We start from the raw sequence: 17,127 nt of genomic DNA on the forward strand, positions 1-17,127 counted from the left end.
CAAGACCGCTCAAGTGACAGGATCGTTATCCGGAATTGAGCAACCGCTGAGCGAACGCGCTTACATACGGACGCTTGGAGTCCGCTCGATATGTCCCGGCAAGTCAGGGCATAAGGGTTTCGACCAGAGTCTCCTGGAGTCCGCCCAGCCACAGGTACGCCATCACCATCGGCTTGCGCGGGTCCTCGTCGGGGAGCCGGTAGAGGAGATCCGTGTCCTCCTCGTCGGTGATGTCGAGGCGGGTGCCGATCGCGAGGCGCAGATCGTTGAGCGCGCGCATCCAGCGCAGGGACTCCTCGGGCGAGAGCTTGAGGACCGCTCCCCCCTCACCGGCGGACGTCAGCGCGTCCAGCGAGCGGATCACCGCGAGCGCGTCCTCGCGCTTGCCGGCCCGCAGGTCGTTCTCGGTGAAGCGCCTGAACTCGGCGGAGTGCGCGCGCTGTTCGTCCTCCTTGCCCGCCGTCGCCTCCTCGCCGCCCGGCCCGCCGTAGGCGTCGGGGAAGAGGCGCTGGAGCACCGGGTCGGACGGCGGCTCGCTCGGGCCCTCCGCGAAGAGCTCGGCGAGCGGGTCGTCGGACGCGTCTCCGCCGGGCCCGGGGCCGATCAGCTCCAGGAGCTGGACCGCGAGGGAGCGGATGATCGAGATCTCGACCTCGTCGAGCGCGACGGCAGCACCGCCGCCGGGAATCGGTTCGAAGTGTCCTGGCATCAGGTGCGTCGCTACTCCGTCGCTGCTTGCGTGCGCTACTTGCGGTCCTGCTGAAGGGTGGCCCACAGACCGTAGCCGTGCATGGCCTGCACGTCGCGTTCCATCTCCTCACGGGACCCGGTGGAGACGACCGCACGGCCCTTCTGGTGCACGTCGAGCATCAGCTTGGTGGCCTTGTCCTTCGAGTACCCGAAGTACGCCTGGAAGACATACGTCACGTAACTCATGAGGTTGACCGGGTCGTTGTGTACGAGCGTGATCCAGGGAACGTCCGGCTCGGGCACGGCGAAGGTCTCCTCCGCCGACTCGGTGCGTTCGATCTCTAGGGGTGCAGGAGCCGTCACACAGCCCATGCTGCCACTAGGGGGCGGCGACCGCACAAATGGGCCACGGAAATCGTCACACTGACGCTAATTGGGGGTAGCATCCCGGATATGAACACAGCGGACCTTGGCCTGCCGGTGGATGTTCCGTCGACAGCGCTCTTCACCGATCACTACGAGCTCACGATGCTCCAGGCCGCGCTCAAGGCGGGCACGGCCGACCGGCGCTCGGTCTTCGAGGTCTTCACGCGCAGGCTGCCCGAGGGCCGCCGCTACGGCGTCGTGGCAGGCACCGGCCGGGTGCTGGACGCCGTCGAGAACTTCCGGTTCGACGCCGGCGAACTGGGCTTCCTGCGCGAGCGCGGCATCATCGACGAACGGACCCTCGAATGGCTGGCCACCTACCGCTTCAGCGGTGACATCTGGGGCTACCCCGAGGGCGAGGTGTACTTCCCCGGCTCCCCCATCCTGCGGGTCGAGGGCTCCTTCGCGGAGTGCGTCCTCCTGGAGACGGTGATCCTCTCCATCCTCAACCACGACTCGGCGATCGCCGCCGCCGCCTCCCGCATGGCCTCCGCCGCGGGCGACCGGCCGCTGATCGAGATGGGCGCGCGCCGCACGCACGAGCTGGCCGCCGTCGCCGCGTCCCGTGCCGCGTACGTGGGCGGCTTCGCCACCACGTCGGACCTCGCGGCCGGGTTCCGGTACGGGATCCCGACCGTCGGCACGTCCGCGCACGCCTTCACGCTGCTGCACGACACCGAGCGCGACGCGTTCCGCGCGCAGGTCGACTCCCTCGGCGAGGGCACGACCCTGCTCGTGGACACGTACGACGTCAGGGAGGCCGTGCGCCTCGCCGTGGAGATCGCCGGGCCCGGGCTCGGCGCCGTGCGCATCGACTCCGGAGACCTGCTGCTCGTCGCGCACCGTGTGCGCGGACAGCTCGACGAGCTCGGCGCCACCGAGACGAAGATCGTCGTCACCTCCGACCTCGACGAGTACGCCATCGCGTCGCTCGCGGCCGCGCCCGTGGACGCGTACGGAGTGGGAACGCAGCTGGTCACCGGCTCGGGGCACCCGACGTGCTCAATGGTCTACAAGCTCGTCGCGCGCGCCGAGTCCACCGATCCGAAGGCGCCGCTGCTGCCCGTGGCGAAGAAGTCCATGGGCGCGAAGACGTCCGTGGGCGGCCGCAAGTGGGCCGCGCGGCGACCCGACGAAGAGGGGGTCGCCGAGGCCGAGGTGCTCGGCACGGGTCCCGTCCCGGCCGACCTCGTCGACCGACAGCTCCTGGTCGAACTGGTCAAGGGCGGCACGGTCGTCTCGCGCGAGCCGCTGGACGCGGTGCGCGAGCGGCACATCGAGGCGCTCGACGGGCTGCCGCTCTCGGCCAAGCAGCTGTCACGCGGGGAAGCGGTGATCCCTACGGAGTATCTGGTGCACACGCCCGTTTAACGGTCGAATGCCCTCTCCCGCAACGCACCTCAAGTCTCTACGCTCGAAGTCTCCCAGCAGAAGGACACCTCCTATGCGCCGCGCCTTGATCGTCGTAGATGTGCAGAACGACTTCTGTGCGGGCGGCAGCCTCGCGGTGGCGGGCGGGGCCGATGTGGCCGCGGCCGTCACCGAGCTGATCGGGCAGGCGCCCGCGGGGTACCGGCACGTCGTGGCCACCCGCGATCACCACATCGCGCCCGGTGACCACTTCTCCGCGTCCCCGGACTACGTCGACTCCTGGCCCGCGCACTGCGTGGCGGGCACGGAGGGCGTCGGGTTCCACCCGAACTTCGCGCCCGTCGTCGCGTCCGGCGCGATCGACGCCGTCTTCGACAAGGGGGAGTACGCGGCCGCGTACAGCGGGTTCGAGGGGCTCGACGAGAACGGGGTGTCCTTGGCGGACTGGCTCCGCGCGCGGGGGATCACCGAGGTGGATGTGGTCGGGCTCGCCACGGATCACTGCGTGCGCGCCACCGCGCTGGATGCGGTGCGGGAGGGGTTCCGTGCCCAGGTGCTGCTCGATCTGACGGCCGGGGTGACCGCGGGGACCACTGCGGCGGCGCTCGAGGAGATGCGGGCGGCCGGGGTCGAGCTGAGCGGTAAGCCCGTCGTCTGAGCTTTCTCCCCCAGCCCGCCCCTTCCCGGCCGTATCGATGCGCGGCTCCGCCGCGTGGCCTGGGGCTCCGCCCCTCAAACGCCGGAGGGGCTGGAATGGCCGGAGTAGCCCGCCGGACTGGAGACCGAGCCGGAGAAGCCCCTGGAGGCCCAGCCGGAGGGGCTGGAACCGGCGGGCCGGCTGGAGTGGCCGGCCCGGTCGGGGTGTCTCGGTCTCATGAGCGCTCTGATCGGGTGCCACAGTTCGCCCGCCGTGCAGCGGGGGGCGGCTCGCCAGAGCAGGCCGTCCGGGTGGTGCAGGACCGCTGTGATCTCGTCGGGCGTGGGAGGCTCCGCGTTGCCCCTCAGGTAGATCGCCCGCAGGCCCAGGTTGCGCAGCCGGGTCAGGGCGCGGGCGCGGTTCGCCGCGTGCACCAGGACCCGTACCGCACCGTCGTCCGGCGACGGGCTGGGCACGGTCAGCGCCACCACCACGCTGCCGTTCGGCAGCTTGCAGAACCCTCCTGCGGACATGACTGTCACACCCCCGTGAGACGTAGTGTCAATAAGGAACTCACAGGACGCACCTAAACACGATCGGCCGCCGCCCGCTAGAGGGCGACGGCCGATCACGCTCTGACCTGCGGCGATGTGGATTACTTCGCCGAGGGGCCCACCTTCACCGTGATCGACGAGCCGTCGAGCGGCTGCCCGACGATCGAGATCCGGGTGTTGGTGTCAGTTGTCTGGACACTGCCGGTCCCGTTCTCCTTGTACCAGTACGTGCCCTTGTGGTCGTCGAAGACCGGAACGCCCAGCTGTGCCGGAATCTTGGTCTCGACGCCGAGCTTGTGCAGCGAGAAGCCCTGGTTCGGGAACCAGCTGAACGCGGCGTCGTACGGCTGGATCTTGTTGGTGATGTATTTGCCGTCGGCCCACTTGAGCGGCTTGGCGTGGGCGTCGACCGGCAGGATCAGGCCCTTGCCGGGGTGCTGGCCGACGTTGTTGTTGCGCTGCGAGGTGTCCCACTGCCAGATCATCAGGCCGGGACGGTACGAGTAGTGCTCGACCCAGTCGTTCTTCGCACCGCCGTCGCGCCAACCGAAGTTGTACGGACCGACCTTGAGGGTCTTGTCGTAGGAGACGTACTGGCGGTTCTCCGCGAGGTAGAACTGCGGGAAGTCGCCCGTCACGGAAGCGCCGACGCGCGAGAAGCCGCGCGCGGTCCAGCCGTTGTCGTCGCCCTCGGCGTTGTCGGTGAACAGCGCCTGACCGTCCGCCTTGACGGTGAGGTTGTCGGCGGTGAAGCCCATGCCGCCGGCGCCGCCGTCCGTCTTGTAGCGGAAGCGGACGCTGATCTTCTTGCCCGCGTAGGCGTCCAGCGGGAACACCAGGTGCTGGAACTTGCCGGAGACGCCGGTCAGGGCCGGCTTGTCGCCGCCGTCGCGCGGGATGGTGACGCCGTCGGCGGTGCCGTCGATCGTCTTCCAGCTGGCGCCGTCGTCCGTGGACACCTGCGTGTACAGGTAGTCGTAGTCCTTCTCGATGTCGTACCAGCCGTCGAGTTCGAGGGCCGCCTTCGACTTGCCGGTCAGATCGACCGGCCGCGTCAGGGTGTTGGAGAGGTCGTCACCGTAGTCCGACCACCACTGCTTCGCGCCCTCGGTGGGCTTCACGATCTCGGTGGTGACGTTCTTCTTCTCGGGCAGCTCGACCACGAGGGCCTGCTTGCGCTTGGTGTTGTACTCCGAAACACCCAGCGTGTGCGTCGACTTGGTCGCCGCCTTGGCCTTGTCGTAGTTGAGCCAGCCCAGCTGCAGCTTGTCCCAGGCGGTCATGTCGCCCGGCATGTCGCCGATGGAGTCCTTGCCGGTGCCGAGCCAGGAGCCGGCCGACATCAGGGACCAGAAGCCGACCGAGTTCTCGCCGCTGTACGTGGTGTCGTACAGGTCGGGCAGACCCAGGTCGTGGCCGTACTCGTGGGCGAAGACGCCGAGGCCGCCGTTCTCCGGCTGCATCGTGTAGTCGCCGACCCAGATGCCGGTGTCGCCGACCGGGGTGCCGCCCGCCTTGAAGCCGGTCGGGCCCGTGTCGCCGTCGTCGCGGCCGTAGGCGTAACCGCGGTGCGCCCACAGGGAGTCGCCGCCCTGCGCGCCGCCGCCGGCCGACCCGTCCTCGCCCGCGTGGACGATCTGGAAGTGGTCGATATAGCCGTCGGGCTCGTTGAAGTTGCCGTCGTTGTCGTGGTCGGTACGGTCCCACTGGTCGTACTGGGACAGGTCCGCCTTGATGTCGGCGTCGGACTTGCCGGCCGCCTTCTGCTGCTCGACCCACGCGGTCACGCCGTCGCGGACCAGGTCCTCGACGTTCGGGCAGTTGTCGGCGCCGCAGTAGTTGGAGCCGTAACGGGCCTCGTTGTAGGGGACCTTGACCCAGTCCGAGACCTCGCCGTCGACCGAGTAGCGGCCCGACGACGTCTTCTCGTAGTAGGTCTTCAGCGAGTCGACTCCCTTGCCCGTACCGAAGTACAGATCCTGGAAGTGCTTGCTGCTGTAGTCCTTCTGCCAGGCCGTGCTGTTGTTCTTGGCACGGTCCGGCTCGGCTATCCGGTTGTGCAGCGGGCCCGGCATACCGCCGTACTTGGGCTTCAGGTCAGGCGTGTCGTCGTCAGCGCGGTCGACCAGCGTCGTGTTGTCGACCTTGTCGCCGAACTCCGTCAGGATCGTGAAGATCTTGTCGGTCCGCTCCCGGCCCAGCTCGACGTACTTGTCCTTGCCGAGCTTCACGACCTGCGAGCCGTCGCGCTTGACGACCTTCGACTTCCCGGAGAGCACCTGCTCCAGCGCTGTCTTGCGCTGCTGCTCCATCTGCTGGCTGAAGGGGCCGCCGATGACGTGCCCCTTGCCCCCGTACGTCTTGCCGTGTGACGTGGAGCTTCCTACGGCCGGGGTGTCGGCCTGGGCGCCCGTCGCGAGGACCGATCCGGCAGCCGCGGTCGCGGCCAGCGTCACGAGCACGGCGGCGGATCTCAACGCCCGTCTCTTGGTGGTCACTTGATGGTTCCCCTCCTCCGTGGCGTTTCAGCCACGTATCACAAGTGACGCTATTTGACCGGAGGTGAAGGAGAAATAACAGACCTTGACTGGGACAATCGAAGTGCACTATGCAGTGGCGCGACACCGATATCCGGACGCGAACTTCCCCCCAACGGGCGCGCCGAACGTCCACTTCGTGGACTCGGTGACTCCGTGCGCCCCCCGTGCACCGGCACCGTGGGTTAGGTCACGCTTACCGCCCGTTCCTCTCGGGCATGCGTCGGATTAGAGTCATTTGACGGCGCGCTACGGCCAAGTCGACCCGGCTCCGCATCCCTTACATATGCAGTTGCCAATGGCTCCTGCTATACGCCAGTGAAGTAAGCATCCGCTGTCCCGAGGACGGATAACGCCATGCCGCGTCCGACTGCCGCACAGCTCGCCTACGGTTCCGCGACCGTGATCTTCTCGACACTCGCCATGCTGCTGTTGTCGCAGACGAGTTCGGGCCTCGGCGTCGCGGTCATCGCCCTGGCCGCACTCGGCCTCGGTCTCCTCGTGGCGCTGACGGTTCCCCTGCCGAAGTCCCGGCCCTCCGCCGCGCCGACGACTGCCCCTGCGGCGGAGGAGCGGGCGCCGGTGCAGCGAGCGATCGTGCCCTCGGCGGCCGGCCCGCAGGCCGCCCCCGAGTCCGTGTACGAGGTCGCGCCGTCCGGCACACGCGGACCGGCGGGCCCGTGACCCACGGACCCGCCGGAAGCACCGCCCCGCTCCTGCTCAGCCGGTGCTGACCACCACCGTCCTCGCGGCCTTGTCGTGCAGGCCCTGCTTGTAGGGCTTGTCGAAGAAGCTCCAGCCGCCGCAGATCGCGGTCCAGATGCAGGCGCAGCAGAACACCGCCGGCAGCCACAGGACCGCGGCGCGCACCAGGTTGGTCTGGACGCTGGGCGTGGCACCGTCGTTGAGGTTCGCCACACGCAGCTTGAGCAGCCGTTTGCCCAGAGTCTGGCCGGTCCGCGCGGTCAAGAAGGTGTCGTACCCGATGTAGAGGACCGCGGCCAGGACGGACTGGCCGAACTGCCTGCCGTACTGGATCTTGTCGGGGTTCGTCTGGTACTCGGCGACCCCGAACGCCCAGGACAACAGCCCCACGACGATGCTGACCAGGATGATGTCGATGATCCGCGCGAGCACGCGCTTGCCGCTGTCCGCCAACGGCGGCATCCCGGCCAGCGGGTCATCCCCATAGGGACCGCCGCCGTAGGGGTCACCCCCGTAGGGGCCACCTCCACCACCGCCGCCGGGCGGGGGCGGCGGGGTGCCGCCGGGCGGCGGCGGGGAGTCGTACGGGTTCCCCGAACCCGGGGGGTTCTGGGGGCCCTGAGGGTTCTGGGGGCCCTGAGGGTTCTGGGGGGTCCCGTACGGGTCCTGCGGGCCGTCGTACGGTGAGCCGCCGCCCTGGGACGGCGGCGGCTTTCTGAACGGGTCGTCTTCCGGGGGCTGGCCTGAGCCGGGGGGCGGCGGTTCGGTGCTCATGGCCCGAGTCGACCGCGAACCCCCGGATTCCGCATCCGGCGAGCCGCCGTCCGGAGTACGACGGCTCGCCGGTGCGGCGGCTGGGCGGAACGGCCGGGGTCAGCCCGCGACGAACGTACGGGCCGCCTTGTCGTGCCAGCACTGGCGCCACGGCCGGTCGAACAGGCACCACAGCACGCCGAGGACGCCGATGGCCAGCAGGCCGGTCACGCTGTACACCAGCCAGCGCCGCAGCGCCGCGCCGAACGTCGGCGCCTCGTGCTCCTCGATGTCCCGCACCTGGAGCCCGCACACCTTCTTGCCCAGGGTGCGGCCCCACTTGGCGGTCGGCAGGGCCTCGTAGAGGACGCCGGCGACGAGGAGGACGGCGAGGACGATGCCGAGGTAGGCGCCCGTCGTGCCGTCCAGCAGCCAGACCGTGGCCTCGCGGCCCGACGCCTTCGCCGCGTCGATCTTCCCGTCGATGTGGTCGATGGCCTTGGTGCCGAGCGGGACGGCCGCCACCGCGGTGACCGCGCCGAGCATCACCGAGTCGATGAGCCGCGCGGCAAGACGCTTGCCGAGCCCCGCGGGCCGCGCCGACGCCTGCGCCTGGGCTGCCGCCAGGAACGGGTCGTTGGCCACGGGCTTCCACGGCGTGACGGGGCCTTCCGGCTCCGCGGGTTCGCCTGCGGCGGGCTGAGCGAGCTGCGCGGACTGAGGCTGGGCGAGCTGGTGCACCTGCTGCGCCCAGGAGGGCGAACCGCCACCGGGGCCGGAGGTCATGGGGGTGCCGGAGGCGGCACCGGCAGCCTGCGGAGGGACCGCGCCGGGGCGGCCGGCCTGGGGCTGCTGCGCCGGGGTGGGGGCCTGGGGTGCGTGAGGCGCTTGCGGGTGGAGGGGGGCGGCTTGTGCGGCGTGCGCCTGGTGGGCCTGCACCTGCTGGGCCTGGGGCTGTTGAGCCGGCCCCTGCGGGGCGAAGCCCGCTTGAGGCTGAGGCTGCGGCTGGGAGCCGGACCGGGGCTGGGCTTCGGCCTGCTGGGGCGCGGACTGCTGGGCCGCCTGCGGGTGTTGGGCGATGGGCTGGTGGGGCTGAGCTTGCTGGGCCTGCGCTTGCTGACCCAGCTGACCCTGAACCTGCTGACCCTGAACCTGCCCCTGCTGACCCTGAACCGCAGGCCCCTGCTGCCCCTGAACCGCAGGCCCCTGCTGGCCCTGAACCGCAGGCCCCTGTTGGCCCTGTACCGCAGGCCCTTGCTGGCCCGGCACCTGCCGAGCGGACAGCGCTCGCATCGTCATCGTGCCCTCGGGGCGGTCCGTGGGCGGGGTGGGGCGGCGGAACGTGACGGTCCCGTCCGTGGGCGGCGTCACGGGCGCCGACGGTGCCGGGCGGTTCGCGACCGCACCGTCCGCGCGCTCCTCCTGCTGCTGCGGAGCAGGCACGCGTGGGTCGGTGCCCCAGGACACGCGGCGGTCCTGCTCGCCGCCGAAGCCGGTCTGGCGGGACGCGTCCGCCTGCCAGGCCGTGGCGGGTTCGGGTGCGGCCGGCTCGTCCGAGTACCGCTCCGGCTCCTCGTCGAGGAAGATCGGGCCGGTCTCCTCGACGGACGCGGGCGCGGGCGTGGGGGCGGGGGCCGGGGTCACCCCGGCGGGGGCTCCGAGGGGTTCGCCGTCGGACGGGGCCGGGCGGCTCGTGCCGGGTACCCACGCGACACCGTTCCAGTACCGGACATATCCGGGAATGGACGGGTCGGGGTAGTACCCGTCGCGGGGCCTGTCGTCGCCGGGTGCCGGAGTTGGGGCGCTCATGTCCGTCGTCCCGTATCTGCTCGGGGTTTTGTTGGGGGTCCACATCTATCAGACCACCGCCCGCCACCGGGCGGGTCCGCCCGTACGGACCACTTTCCGGGGACGCCGAAAAACTTTCCGGAACTCGCGTAATGCTCCGCGCCCTTCGCCCTCTCTCCTTGCACGGGCCCGCTCTCGCGGGCCCCGCACGACCCGTACGAGGAGAGGAAGCGCACGACATGCACACCGTGGTGGAACGCGAACTCGAGCTGAGGCTCGTCCTGTCGCCCGAACGCAGCATCCCTGTCCCTGCCCGGCTCACCTACCGCACCGACGATCCGTACGCCGTCCACATCGCCTTTCACATCGGCTCCGAGCACCCGGTCAACTGGACGTTCGCGCGCGAGCTGCTCGTGGAGGGGGTGTTCCGGCCGTGCGGGCACGGGGACGTGCGCGTGTGGCCGACGAAGGTCGACCGCCGCAGCGTCGTCCTCATGGCGCTGAGTTCACCGGACGGCGACGCGCTCCTGGAGGCGCCCACCGCCGCCGTGTCCGCCTGGCTGGAGCGGACACTGCGGGTGGTCCCTCCGGGCTCTGAGTCCGAGCGGCTCGGCATCGACGACGGCCTCGCCGAGCTGCTCGCTCCCACCCCGGGCCGCGTCGACGACCTGTGGCTGCGCGACCCGTGGCCCTCGGACGAGTCCCAGGACGGTGAGTGAGCGCGCGTCCCACGGGGGTGGATGCGGGCCGACCGACCAGGAGCGGCGGGCGTCAGAAGAGTTTGCCCGGGTTGAGCAGGCCGAGCGGGTCGAAGGCCGCCTTGACGGCGCGCTGCATCTCGATGCCGACCGGGCCGAGCTCGCGCGCCAGCCACTCCTTCTTGAGTACGCCGACGCCGTGTTCGCCGGTGATGGTCCCGCCGAGTTCGAGACCGAGCGCCATGATCTCGTCGAAGGACTCGCGGGCTCGCCGGCCCTCGTCGGCGTCCTGGGCGTCGAAGCAGACGGTGGGGTGCGTGTTGCCGTCCCCCGCGTGGCAGCAGACGCCGATCGTGAGGCCGTACTTCTCGGCGATACGGTCGACGCCGGTGAGCATCTCGGCGAGCCTCGAGCGCGGCACGCACACGTCGTCGATCATCGTCGTGCCCTTGACCGCTTCGAGCGCGGTGAGCGAGAGGCGCCGGGCCTGGAGCAGGAGTTCGGACTCGGCGGCGTCCTCGGCGGGGACGACCTGGGTCGCGCCCGCGGCCTCGCACAGGGCGCCGACGGCGGCGAGGTCGGCGGCCGGATCGAGGGTGTCGAAGGCCGCGAGGAGCAGCGCCTCGGTGGTCTCGGGGAGCCCCATGTTCGCCATCGCGTTGACGGCCTTCACGGTCGTACGGTCCATGAGTTCGAGCAGCGACGGGACGTGACCGCCCTCCATGATCTTGCAGACCGCGTCGCAGGCGGCGTCCGTGGAGGCGAATTCGGCGGCCAGGACCAGCTGCTGCGGCGGCTCGGGCTTGAGCGCGAGTGTGGCCCGTACGACGATGCCGAGGCTGCCCTCGGAGCCGACGAACAGGCGCGTGAGGTCGTAGCCCGCGACGCCCTTGGCCGTGCGGCGACCCGTGGACAGGAGCCGGCCGTCGGCGAGGACGACGTCGAGCCCGAGGACGTACTCCGCCGTCACCCCGTACTTCACGCAGCACAGGCCGCCCGATGCCGTGCCGATGTTCCCGCCGATGGTGCACATTTCCCAACTGGACGGGTCCGGCGGGTAGTAGAGGCCCTTCTCGTTGACGGCGCGGGAGAGCGTGGCGTTGATGACGCCCGGCTCGACGACCGCGATCCTGTCGACGGTGTTGATCTCCAGGATGCGGTCCATCTTGACCAGGGACAGCACGATGCAGCCCTCGGACGCGTTCGCCGCGCCCGAGAGGCCCGTGCGGGCACCCTGCGGGACGACGGGGACGCGTAGCTCCGTGGCCGTGCGCATCACGTGCTGGACCTGTTCGACGGTGCGGGGCAGCACCACGACGGCCGGCGCTCCCGCGTCGCAGAAGCTGGCCATGTCATGGGCGTACGAGGCCGTGACGTCGGGGTCGGTGAGGACCGCCCCGGCCGGCAGGCCTTCCTGAAGTCGTTCGACGAGTGTGCGGCTCATGATCACAGCCTCGCACTCGGGGCCATCGGTGTGAACCCGTCTGCGGCGGCCTTCACCTGCCGGGATGTTGCCGTGATGTGGTCTTCGTATTGACGCACAGTGTGCGTCATGAAGACCGAGGAGATCGAAGTGGAACAGCAGGCTCCGGCCACTGTTCCCGAGCCGGGGCGCCGGCTGTCCCCGCTGGCGAAGGGCGTGATGGTCAGCACCCTCGCGGGGCTCGTGGTGCTCGGCGGCGTCCTGCCGGTGCTGCCCTCCTCGTCGGAGCGCGCCGCGCCGCCCGCGCAGGGGTCCGCCGGCCGCGCGATGGTCGCGGCGGCCGCGGGGGCCGCCGCGTCACTGCCCGATCTGACCGCCCTCATCAGGGAGCGCGAGGCGCATCTGCGGGTCCATCCGCGTGACGACCGGTCGTGGGCGGTGCTCGGGGCCGCCTACGTGGAGCGCGGGCTGCGGACGGCGGACCCGACGTACTACCCGAAGGCGGAGCGCGCCCTGCGGGCCTCTCTCAAGACGCGGCCCGCCGGGAACGTGGACGCCCTGAACGGGCTCGCCGCGCTCGCCAACGCGCGGCACGACTACCGCACCGCGAAGAAATGGGGCGAGGCGTCGCTGAAGCTGGCGCCGAAGCGCTGGACGACGTATCCGCTGCTGATCGAGACGTACGGGCGGCTCGGGGACTACAAGGCCGTGGACAGGGCCCTGGACGCGCTGACAGAGCTGCGCACGGGGGCGGCCGTGATGGCGCGGGAGGGTCAGGTCTACCGCGACCGCGGCTGGCGCGAGGACGCGGCCGTGGCACTCACCGAAGCGGTGGAGCTCGCCTCGACGCCGTCCGAGCAGGCCGCGAGCCTGCACCGGTTGGGCGAGCTGGCGTGGGAGCGGGGCGAGCCCGCGAAGGCGCTGAACTACTTCACCCAGGCCCTCGCGGCCGACCCCGACCACTACGCGTCGCTCGCCGGGAAGGGCCGTGCCCTGACCTCGCTCGGCCGTACGCCGGAGGCGCTCCAGGCCTACCGGAGCGCGCTCACCGAGCAACCGCAGCCCGAATACGCCCTGGAACTGGGCGAGTTGTACGAGTCGATCGGGCTCGGCGGCGCGGCGAAGGTGCAGTACGAACTGCTGCGGAAGCGGGTCGATGCGGACGTGGCGAACGGGGTCGACGACACGCTCGTCCTCGGCCGGTTCGAGGCGGACCACGGCGACCCGCGGGCGGCCGTGACCCGGCTGCGGGCCGAATGGAAGCAGGCGCCGAGCGTGCAGACCGCGGACGCGCTGGGCTGGGCGCTGCACAAGGCGGGCGACGACAAGGAGGCGCTGAAGTACGCGAAGCGCGCGACGGACCCGGAGCACGGAGGCGGTCTGCGCAGCGCACTGGTCGCCTACCACCGGGGCGAAGTGGAACGGAGGTTGCGGCTGGACGGGCCCGCCCGCCGGCACATCGGCGAGGCCCTGCGCATCAACCCGGCGTTCTCGCCGCTCCTGTCCCCGCTCGCGAAGGAGGCGCTGGCCACGCTGGGCGAGCCGTCGGCCGGCAAGCTCGACAAGGTGCGGGGGACGGAGGCGAACTCGGCACCGGCGTCGGGGCCCCACACGGCGCCCCCGTACTCGGCCCCCGCGCGCCCCGAATCCCGGCGCCCGGCGAACGAAAGCCCCGCGGCCCACCCGACCCCACCCGTCGCGCCGCCCAAGTCCGCGGCCCCGCCGGCCGCGCCTCCGGCCCCGGCCAAGCCGTCGCCCCGGCAGGCCCCTCAGACGCCCAGGTCCCCCGTCGCGTAGCCCCCGGAACCCGGGACCCCGGCCCCCTAGAGCACACCCGTCCCGATGAGCCCGTTGCGCGTGATCAGGGATGCCAGTTCTTCCTCGCTCAGGCGGTCCGTTCCCGCGGGGCGCCTGGGCAGGACCATGTACCGCGTCTCCGCGCTGGAGTCCCAGACCGTGATGTCCACGGACTCCGGGAGCGTCACGCCGAACTCGGCGAGGACGCCGCGCGGGTCCCGCACGACGCGGGAGCGGTACGCCTCGCTCTTGTACCAGCCGGGCGAGGGCCCGAGCAGGCGCAGTGGATAGCAGGAGCACAGCGTGCAGACGATGACGTTGTGCGTGCCGGCGGTGTTCTCGACGACGCGCAGCCGCTGCTTCTGAACTCCCCCGGCGGCGAAGCCCAGTTCACCCACCGCCGAGGTGCCGTCGGCGAGGAGCCGCTCGCGGTAGGCCGGGTCGGTCCACGCGCGGGCCACGACCTTCGCGCCGTTCACGGGCGAGGCGCCCGCCAGGAACCCGTCGATGACCTCGTCGACGGTGTCACCCCCGACGATGCCCTGTTCCTCCAACAGGCTTTCCAGGCGCCGAACTTGACGGGAGATCACCGCGTCCTCATGCGTACCGGACATCACTCGGCCTCCCTCAGATAGCTCTCCGACAGGTCGAGTACGACGTGGTGGTCGCCCTCACCCCACAGCTCGCGTGCCGCGAACCGGACCGCGTAGATCATCTCGACGGGGGCGTCGTCCCGACCCTGCGCGCGCACGTCGGCGAGCGGTGCCCGCCCCTCCGGCTCGACCACGACGCCGCGCTTGCCGCGGGCGTACCGCGGCAGGCGCGTGTGGTGCGGCGGGTCGTGCGGGTACGTGCGGACGTGGGCGCCGGCCGCGAACCGGTCAGTCATCGCGCAGCGCCCCTTCCTCGATGACGCCCTTGCGTTCGAGGAGCGTGCGGATCGCGTGGAACCAGCGCTCGTAGTACGAGGCCGCGAGGTACTCGCCCGGCGGCATCGTCTCGATGGCGTCCCTGAACTCGTCGAGGTTGAAGACCCCTTTGACGAGGAGCGCGCGCTGGAGGGCGAAGACGCGCGCCTCCCAGTCCGCGTGAAAGGGCTCGGCGTCGTCGGTGGTGTCGATGGCGCCGAACCCTGTCATGCCGCCCACGTCGTTGATCCTGGCCATAAGACCAGCCTAGACGCGGTCCCTACAGATTGCCGCGCTTCTCCTGTTCGCGCTCGATCGCCTCGAAGAGCGCCTTGAAGTTGCCCTTTCCGAAGCCCATCGAGCCGTGCCGCTCGATCATCTCGAAGAAGACGGTCGGCCGGTCCTGGACCGGCTTGGTGAAGATCTGCAGCAGGTAGCCGTCCTCGTCCCGGTCGACGAGGATCTTCAGCTCGCGCAGCGTCTCTACGGGCACGCGCGTCTCGCCGGCCCACTCGCCGAGGGTGTCGTAGTACGAGTCGGGGGTGTCCAGGAACTGGACGCCCGCGGCCCGCATGGTCCGTACGGACGCGACGATGTCGTTCGTGGCGAGCGCGATGTGCTGGACGCCGGCGCCGCCGTAGAACTCCAGGTACTCGTCGATCTGGGACTTCTTCTTGGCGATGGCCGGCTCGTTGATCGGGAACTTGACCTTGAGCGTGCCGTCCGCGACGACCTTCGACATCAGCGCGCTGTACTCGGTCGCGATGTCGTCGCCCACGAACTCCTTCATGTTCGTGAAGCCCATGACCTTGTTGTAGAAGCCGACCCACTCGTTCATCTTGCCGAGCTCGACGTTGCCGACGCAGTGGTCGACGGCCTGGAAGGTGCGCTTGGCCGGCGGCTCGACGATCGGGTCGGCCGCGGCGAAGCCGGGCAGGTACGGGCCGTCGTACCCGGTGCGCTCGACGAGCGTGTGTCGGGTCTTGCCGTACGTGGCGATCGCGGCCCGCACGACGATGCCGAACTCGTCCTTGGACTCGTACGGCTCGGTGATGCCGCGGGCGCCGTGCTCGACGGCGTACGCGTACGCGGCGCGGGCGTCCGGGACCTCGATGGCGAGGTCGACGACGCCGTCGCCGTGCTCGGCCACATGGTCGGCGAGGAAGTGGCCCCAGTCGGTGGAGACCTTGATGACGGAGGTGAACACGAAGCGGGCGGAGCCGTTCGTGAGCACGTAGGAGGCCGTCTCGCGGCTGCCGTTCTCCGGGCCCGAGTAGGCCACGAGCTTCATGCCGAAGGCGGTCGAGTAGTAGTGGGCGGCCTGTTTGGCGTTGCCCACGGCGAAGACGACCGCGTCCATTCCCTTCACCGGGAAGGGGTCGGCCTCGCGCGCGGTGTCGGGAGTGGGCTGGGTGTGCGCAGAAGTAGCTGCCATGGCCCGAGACTCTCTCCGAACCACAAGGTGCGCAATAGTTTGTGATCCTGGTGGTCAATCTGCTCAGTGGATCGCCAATATGGGCGAGCGATCTGTACAGGATGACCACCACGGAGGCCCGTATGGCGATCGATCATCTGGACGGGCAGCTGATCCTGCTGCTCGCGCGCGAGCCCCGGATCGGGGTCCTTGAGGCGTCCCGGCGCCTGGGGGTCGCGCGCGGCACCGTGCAGGCGCGCCTCGACCGGCTTCAGTCGAACGGAGTCATCCGCGGCTTCGGGCCTCAGGTCGACCCGGCGGCCCTCGGCTATCCGGTCACGGCGTTCGCCACGCTCCAGATCCGGCAGGGCCAAGGCCCCGACGTCAGGGCTCACTTGACGACCGTCCCCGAGGTCCTCGAACTCCACACGACGACCGGCAGCGGCGACATGCTGTGCCGCCTCGTGGCCCGCTCGAACGCCGATCTCCAGCGGGTGATCGACCGGGTCGTGGGTTTTGATGGCATCGTCCGGGCTTCCACCGCGATCGTCATGGAGAACCCCGTTCCGCTGCGGATCATCCCGCTCGTGGAGCAGGCCTCGTCAGATTCCTGACGCGCCCGTCCTCGACGCTCGCGGAGTCCGCCCGGACGAGGTGAGTGCCGGCGCTGTGTCTTCCCGGGGACAACCCCGGACCACCGGCTGAAGCCGGCCGGACGTCAGCCCGGCGCGAGGAGGTGAGGCCCGTGAACTTCTGGGAGTACATCAGCACCCGCCATCAGCAGCTGCTGGCGGATGCCTATCAGCAGGCCAGCCTCGTCTTCCAATGCATGGTCGTCGCGACCCTCGCCGGCGTCCTCATCGGCGTCCTCACCTACCGCAGCGAGTGGGCGGGCAACTTCGCCACCTTGGCGACCTCGACCATCCTGACGATCCCCTCGCTCGCCATGATCGGTCTGCTGATCCCGATCGTCGGCCTCGGCGTCCCGCCGACCGTCATCTCGCTGACCCTGTACGGGCTGCTGCCGATCGTGCGGAACTCGATCGTGGGCCTGCGGGGCGTGGACCCCTCCCTCATCGACGCGGCGCAGGGCATCGGCATGTCCCGCATCGCCCGGCTCGCCAAGGTGGAGCTGCCGCTGGCCTGGCCGCCGATCCTCACCGGGATCCGGGTCTCCACCCAGATGCTGATGGGCATCGCCGCCATCGCCGCCTACGCGTCCGGCCCCGGCCTCGGTAACGAGATCTTCCGCGGCATCGCGTCCCTGGGCAGCAAGAACGCGCTCAACCAGGTCCTCGCGGGCACGATCGGCATCATCATCCTCGCGCTCCTCTTCGACGCCGCGTACGTCCTCATCGGCCGCATGACCATCCCGAGGGGGATCCGTGTCTGATTCCGTGCCCGCGACCCCCGCGTCCGCCGCCAC

At 70.4% G+C, this 17,127-nt stretch carries 17 protein-coding genes and 1 pseudogene; 7 read left to right on the forward strand and 11 right to left on the reverse strand.

Going from position 1 to position 17,127, the window contains the following annotated elements; genetic code table 11:
- Positions 1 to 103: 103 nt before the first annotated feature.
- The gene (locus ACWFR4_RS23280; protein WP_453654287.1) at positions 104 to 709 is read right to left on the reverse strand and encodes a DUF2017 domain-containing protein; all 606 of its coding nucleotides are present in this window, start codon (positions 707 to 709) and stop codon (positions 104 to 106) included.
- Between the two features lie 35 nt (positions 710 to 744).
- Entirely contained in the window at positions 745 to 1,062 is a 318-nt protein-coding gene (clpS, locus tag ACWFR4_RS23285) for an ATP-dependent Clp protease adapter ClpS (protein ID WP_453468098.1), read from the reverse strand.
- An 81-nt stretch (positions 1,063 to 1,143) separates the two neighbouring features.
- On the opposite strand from clpS, the gene ACWFR4_RS23290 reads away from it, so the two are divergent.
- Positions 1,144 to 2,487, forward strand: coding sequence for a nicotinate phosphoribosyltransferase (locus tag ACWFR4_RS23290; protein WP_453468099.1), 1,344 nt, complete (start codon positions 1,144 to 1,146; stop codon positions 2,485 to 2,487).
- Between the two features lie 73 nt (positions 2,488 to 2,560).
- Positions 2,561 to 3,145 (forward strand): isochorismatase family protein, encoded by a 585-nt coding sequence (locus ACWFR4_RS23295; protein ID WP_453654289.1) that lies wholly within the window; start codon positions 2,561 to 2,563, stop codon positions 3,143 to 3,145.
- Positions 3,146 to 3,357: 212 nt separating this feature from the next.
- Here ACWFR4_RS23295 and ACWFR4_RS23300 read toward each other — a convergent pair.
- Positions 3,358 to 3,657, reverse strand: a pseudogene (locus ACWFR4_RS23300) (hypothetical protein); the annotation flags it as partial.
- A 122-nt stretch (positions 3,658 to 3,779) separates the two neighbouring features.
- Positions 3,780 to 6,176 (reverse strand): immune inhibitor A domain-containing protein, encoded by a 2,397-nt coding sequence (locus tag ACWFR4_RS23305; RefSeq protein WP_453468101.1) that lies wholly within the window; start codon positions 6,174 to 6,176, stop codon positions 3,780 to 3,782.
- Between the two features lie 396 nt (positions 6,177 to 6,572).
- On the opposite strand from ACWFR4_RS23305, the gene ACWFR4_RS23310 reads away from it, so the two are divergent.
- Positions 6,573 to 6,899 (forward strand): hypothetical protein, encoded by a 327-nt coding sequence (locus tag ACWFR4_RS23310; protein ID WP_453654291.1) that lies wholly within the window; start codon positions 6,573 to 6,575, stop codon positions 6,897 to 6,899.
- Positions 6,900 to 6,935: 36 nt separating this feature from the next.
- Here ACWFR4_RS23310 and ACWFR4_RS23315 read toward each other — a convergent pair whose 3' ends face one another.
- Positions 6,936 to 7,694 carry an RDD family protein gene (locus tag ACWFR4_RS23315; RefSeq protein WP_453654293.1) on the reverse strand — a complete coding sequence of 253 codons (759 nt, stop codon included), beginning with the start codon at positions 7,692 to 7,694 and terminating at the stop codon, positions 6,936 to 6,938.
- A 99-nt stretch (positions 7,695 to 7,793) separates the two neighbouring features.
- Positions 7,794 to 9,482, reverse strand: a complete 1,689-nt coding sequence (locus ACWFR4_RS23320) for an RDD family protein (protein ID WP_453654295.1) — start codon at positions 9,480 to 9,482, stop codon at positions 7,794 to 7,796.
- Between the two features lie 218 nt (positions 9,483 to 9,700).
- On the opposite strand from ACWFR4_RS23320, the gene ACWFR4_RS23325 reads away from it, so the two are divergent.
- Complete coding sequence (locus tag ACWFR4_RS23325) at positions 9,701 to 10,180, forward strand: SsgA family sporulation/cell division regulator (protein ID WP_453464029.1); 480 nt, start codon at positions 9,701 to 9,703, stop codon at positions 10,178 to 10,180.
- Between the two features lie 52 nt (positions 10,181 to 10,232).
- On the opposite strand, the gene ACWFR4_RS23330 is transcribed toward ACWFR4_RS23325, so the two are convergent.
- Positions 10,233 to 11,603 (reverse strand): FAD-binding oxidoreductase, encoded by a 1,371-nt coding sequence (locus ACWFR4_RS23330; RefSeq protein WP_453464026.1) that lies wholly within the window; start codon positions 11,601 to 11,603, stop codon positions 10,233 to 10,235.
- Between the two features lie 108 nt (positions 11,604 to 11,711).
- Between ACWFR4_RS23330 and ACWFR4_RS23335 the strand changes: the two genes are divergently transcribed.
- Positions 11,712 to 13,379, forward strand: coding sequence for a tetratricopeptide repeat protein (locus tag ACWFR4_RS23335; RefSeq protein ID WP_453654297.1), 1,668 nt, complete (start codon positions 11,712 to 11,714; stop codon positions 13,377 to 13,379).
- Between the two features lie 26 nt (positions 13,380 to 13,405).
- Here ACWFR4_RS23335 and nthA read toward each other — a convergent pair whose 3' ends face one another.
- Genes nthA through hppD form a run of 4 tightly spaced genes read right to left on the reverse strand, consistent with a single transcriptional unit; the run spans position 13,406 to position 15,722 of the window.
- Positions 13,406 to 13,993: a nitrile hydratase subunit alpha gene (nthA, locus tag ACWFR4_RS23340; protein WP_453464020.1), complete on the reverse strand. Its 588-nt coding sequence runs from the start codon at positions 13,991 to 13,993 to the stop codon at positions 13,406 to 13,408.
- A complete protein-coding gene (locus ACWFR4_RS23345) occupies positions 13,993 to 14,268 on the reverse strand; it encodes an SH3-like domain-containing protein (RefSeq protein WP_100593959.1) in 276 nt (91 codons plus the stop codon). Before ACWFR4_RS23345 ends, nthA begins: the two co-directional genes overlap by 1 nt.
- Positions 14,261 to 14,545 carry an SH3-like domain-containing protein gene (locus ACWFR4_RS23350; RefSeq protein WP_116512741.1) on the reverse strand — a complete coding sequence of 95 codons (285 nt, stop codon included), beginning with the start codon at positions 14,543 to 14,545 and terminating at the stop codon, positions 14,261 to 14,263. Before ACWFR4_RS23350 ends, ACWFR4_RS23345 begins: the two co-directional genes overlap by 8 nt.
- A gap of 22 nt (positions 14,546 to 14,567) precedes the next feature.
- Positions 14,568 to 15,722 carry a 4-hydroxyphenylpyruvate dioxygenase gene (hppD, locus tag ACWFR4_RS23355; RefSeq protein WP_453464018.1) on the reverse strand — a complete coding sequence of 385 codons (1,155 nt, stop codon included), beginning with the start codon at positions 15,720 to 15,722 and terminating at the stop codon, positions 14,568 to 14,570.
- Positions 15,723 to 15,844: 122 nt separating this feature from the next.
- Here hppD and ACWFR4_RS23360 point away from each other — a divergent pair, with 122 nt between their 5' ends.
- A complete protein-coding gene (locus ACWFR4_RS23360; protein WP_453464015.1) occupies positions 15,845 to 16,315 on the forward strand; it encodes an Lrp/AsnC family transcriptional regulator in 471 nt (156 codons plus the stop codon).
- Between the two features lie 131 nt (positions 16,316 to 16,446).
- Positions 16,447 to 17,094: an ABC transporter permease gene (locus tag ACWFR4_RS23365; protein ID WP_453464012.1), complete on the forward strand. Its 648-nt coding sequence runs from the start codon at positions 16,447 to 16,449 to the stop codon at positions 17,092 to 17,094.
- The last annotated feature ends 33 nt before the right edge of the window (positions 17,095 to 17,127 follow it).

The organism is Streptomyces sp. NPDC055140 (assembly GCF_053607285.1).

Excerpts from the sequence above, each read along its gene's own strand:
- ACWFR4_RS23310 (WP_453654291.1), top strand. The coding sequence starts at position 6,573 with ATGCCGCGTCCGACTGCCGCACAGCTCGCCTACGGTTCCGCGACCGTG.
- ACWFR4_RS23315 (WP_453654293.1), bottom strand. The coding sequence starts at position 7,694 with ATGAGCACCGAACCGCCGCCCCCCGGCTCAGGCCAGCCCCCGGAAGAC.
- ACWFR4_RS23290 (WP_453468099.1), top strand. The coding sequence starts at position 1,144 with ATGAACACAGCGGACCTTGGCCTGCCGGTGGATGTTCCGTCGACAGCG.
- nthA (WP_453464020.1), bottom strand. The coding sequence starts at position 13,993 with ATGTCCGGTACGCATGAGGACGCGGTGATCTCCCGTCAAGTTCGGCGC.
- ACWFR4_RS23360 (WP_453464015.1), top strand. The coding sequence starts at position 15,845 with ATGGCGATCGATCATCTGGACGGGCAGCTGATCCTGCTGCTCGCGCGC.
- hppD (WP_453464018.1), bottom strand. The coding sequence starts at position 15,722 with ATGGCAGCTACTTCTGCGCACACCCAGCCCACTCCCGACACCGCGCGC.
- ACWFR4_RS23350 (WP_116512741.1), bottom strand. The coding sequence starts at position 14,545 with ATGGCCAGGATCAACGACGTGGGCGGCATGACAGGGTTCGGCGCCATC.
- ACWFR4_RS23330 (WP_453464026.1), bottom strand. The coding sequence starts at position 11,603 with ATGAGCCGCACACTCGTCGAACGACTTCAGGAAGGCCTGCCGGCCGGG.
- ACWFR4_RS23295 (WP_453654289.1), top strand. The coding sequence starts at position 2,561 with ATGCGCCGCGCCTTGATCGTCGTAGATGTGCAGAACGACTTCTGTGCG.
- ACWFR4_RS23325 (WP_453464029.1), top strand. The coding sequence starts at position 9,701 with ATGCACACCGTGGTGGAACGCGAACTCGAGCTGAGGCTCGTCCTGTCG.
- ACWFR4_RS23320 (WP_453654295.1), bottom strand. The coding sequence starts at position 9,482 with ATGAGCGCCCCAACTCCGGCACCCGGCGACGACAGGCCCCGCGACGGG.
- ACWFR4_RS23345 (WP_100593959.1), bottom strand. The coding sequence starts at position 14,268 with ATGACTGACCGGTTCGCGGCCGGCGCCCACGTCCGCACGTACCCGCAC.
- ACWFR4_RS23280 (WP_453654287.1), bottom strand. The coding sequence starts at position 709 with ATGCCAGGACACTTCGAACCGATTCCCGGCGGCGGTGCTGCCGTCGCG.
- ACWFR4_RS23335 (WP_453654297.1), top strand. The coding sequence starts at position 11,712 with ATGAAGACCGAGGAGATCGAAGTGGAACAGCAGGCTCCGGCCACTGTT.
- clpS (WP_453468098.1), bottom strand. The coding sequence starts at position 1,062 with ATGGGCTGTGTGACGGCTCCTGCACCCCTAGAGATCGAACGCACCGAG.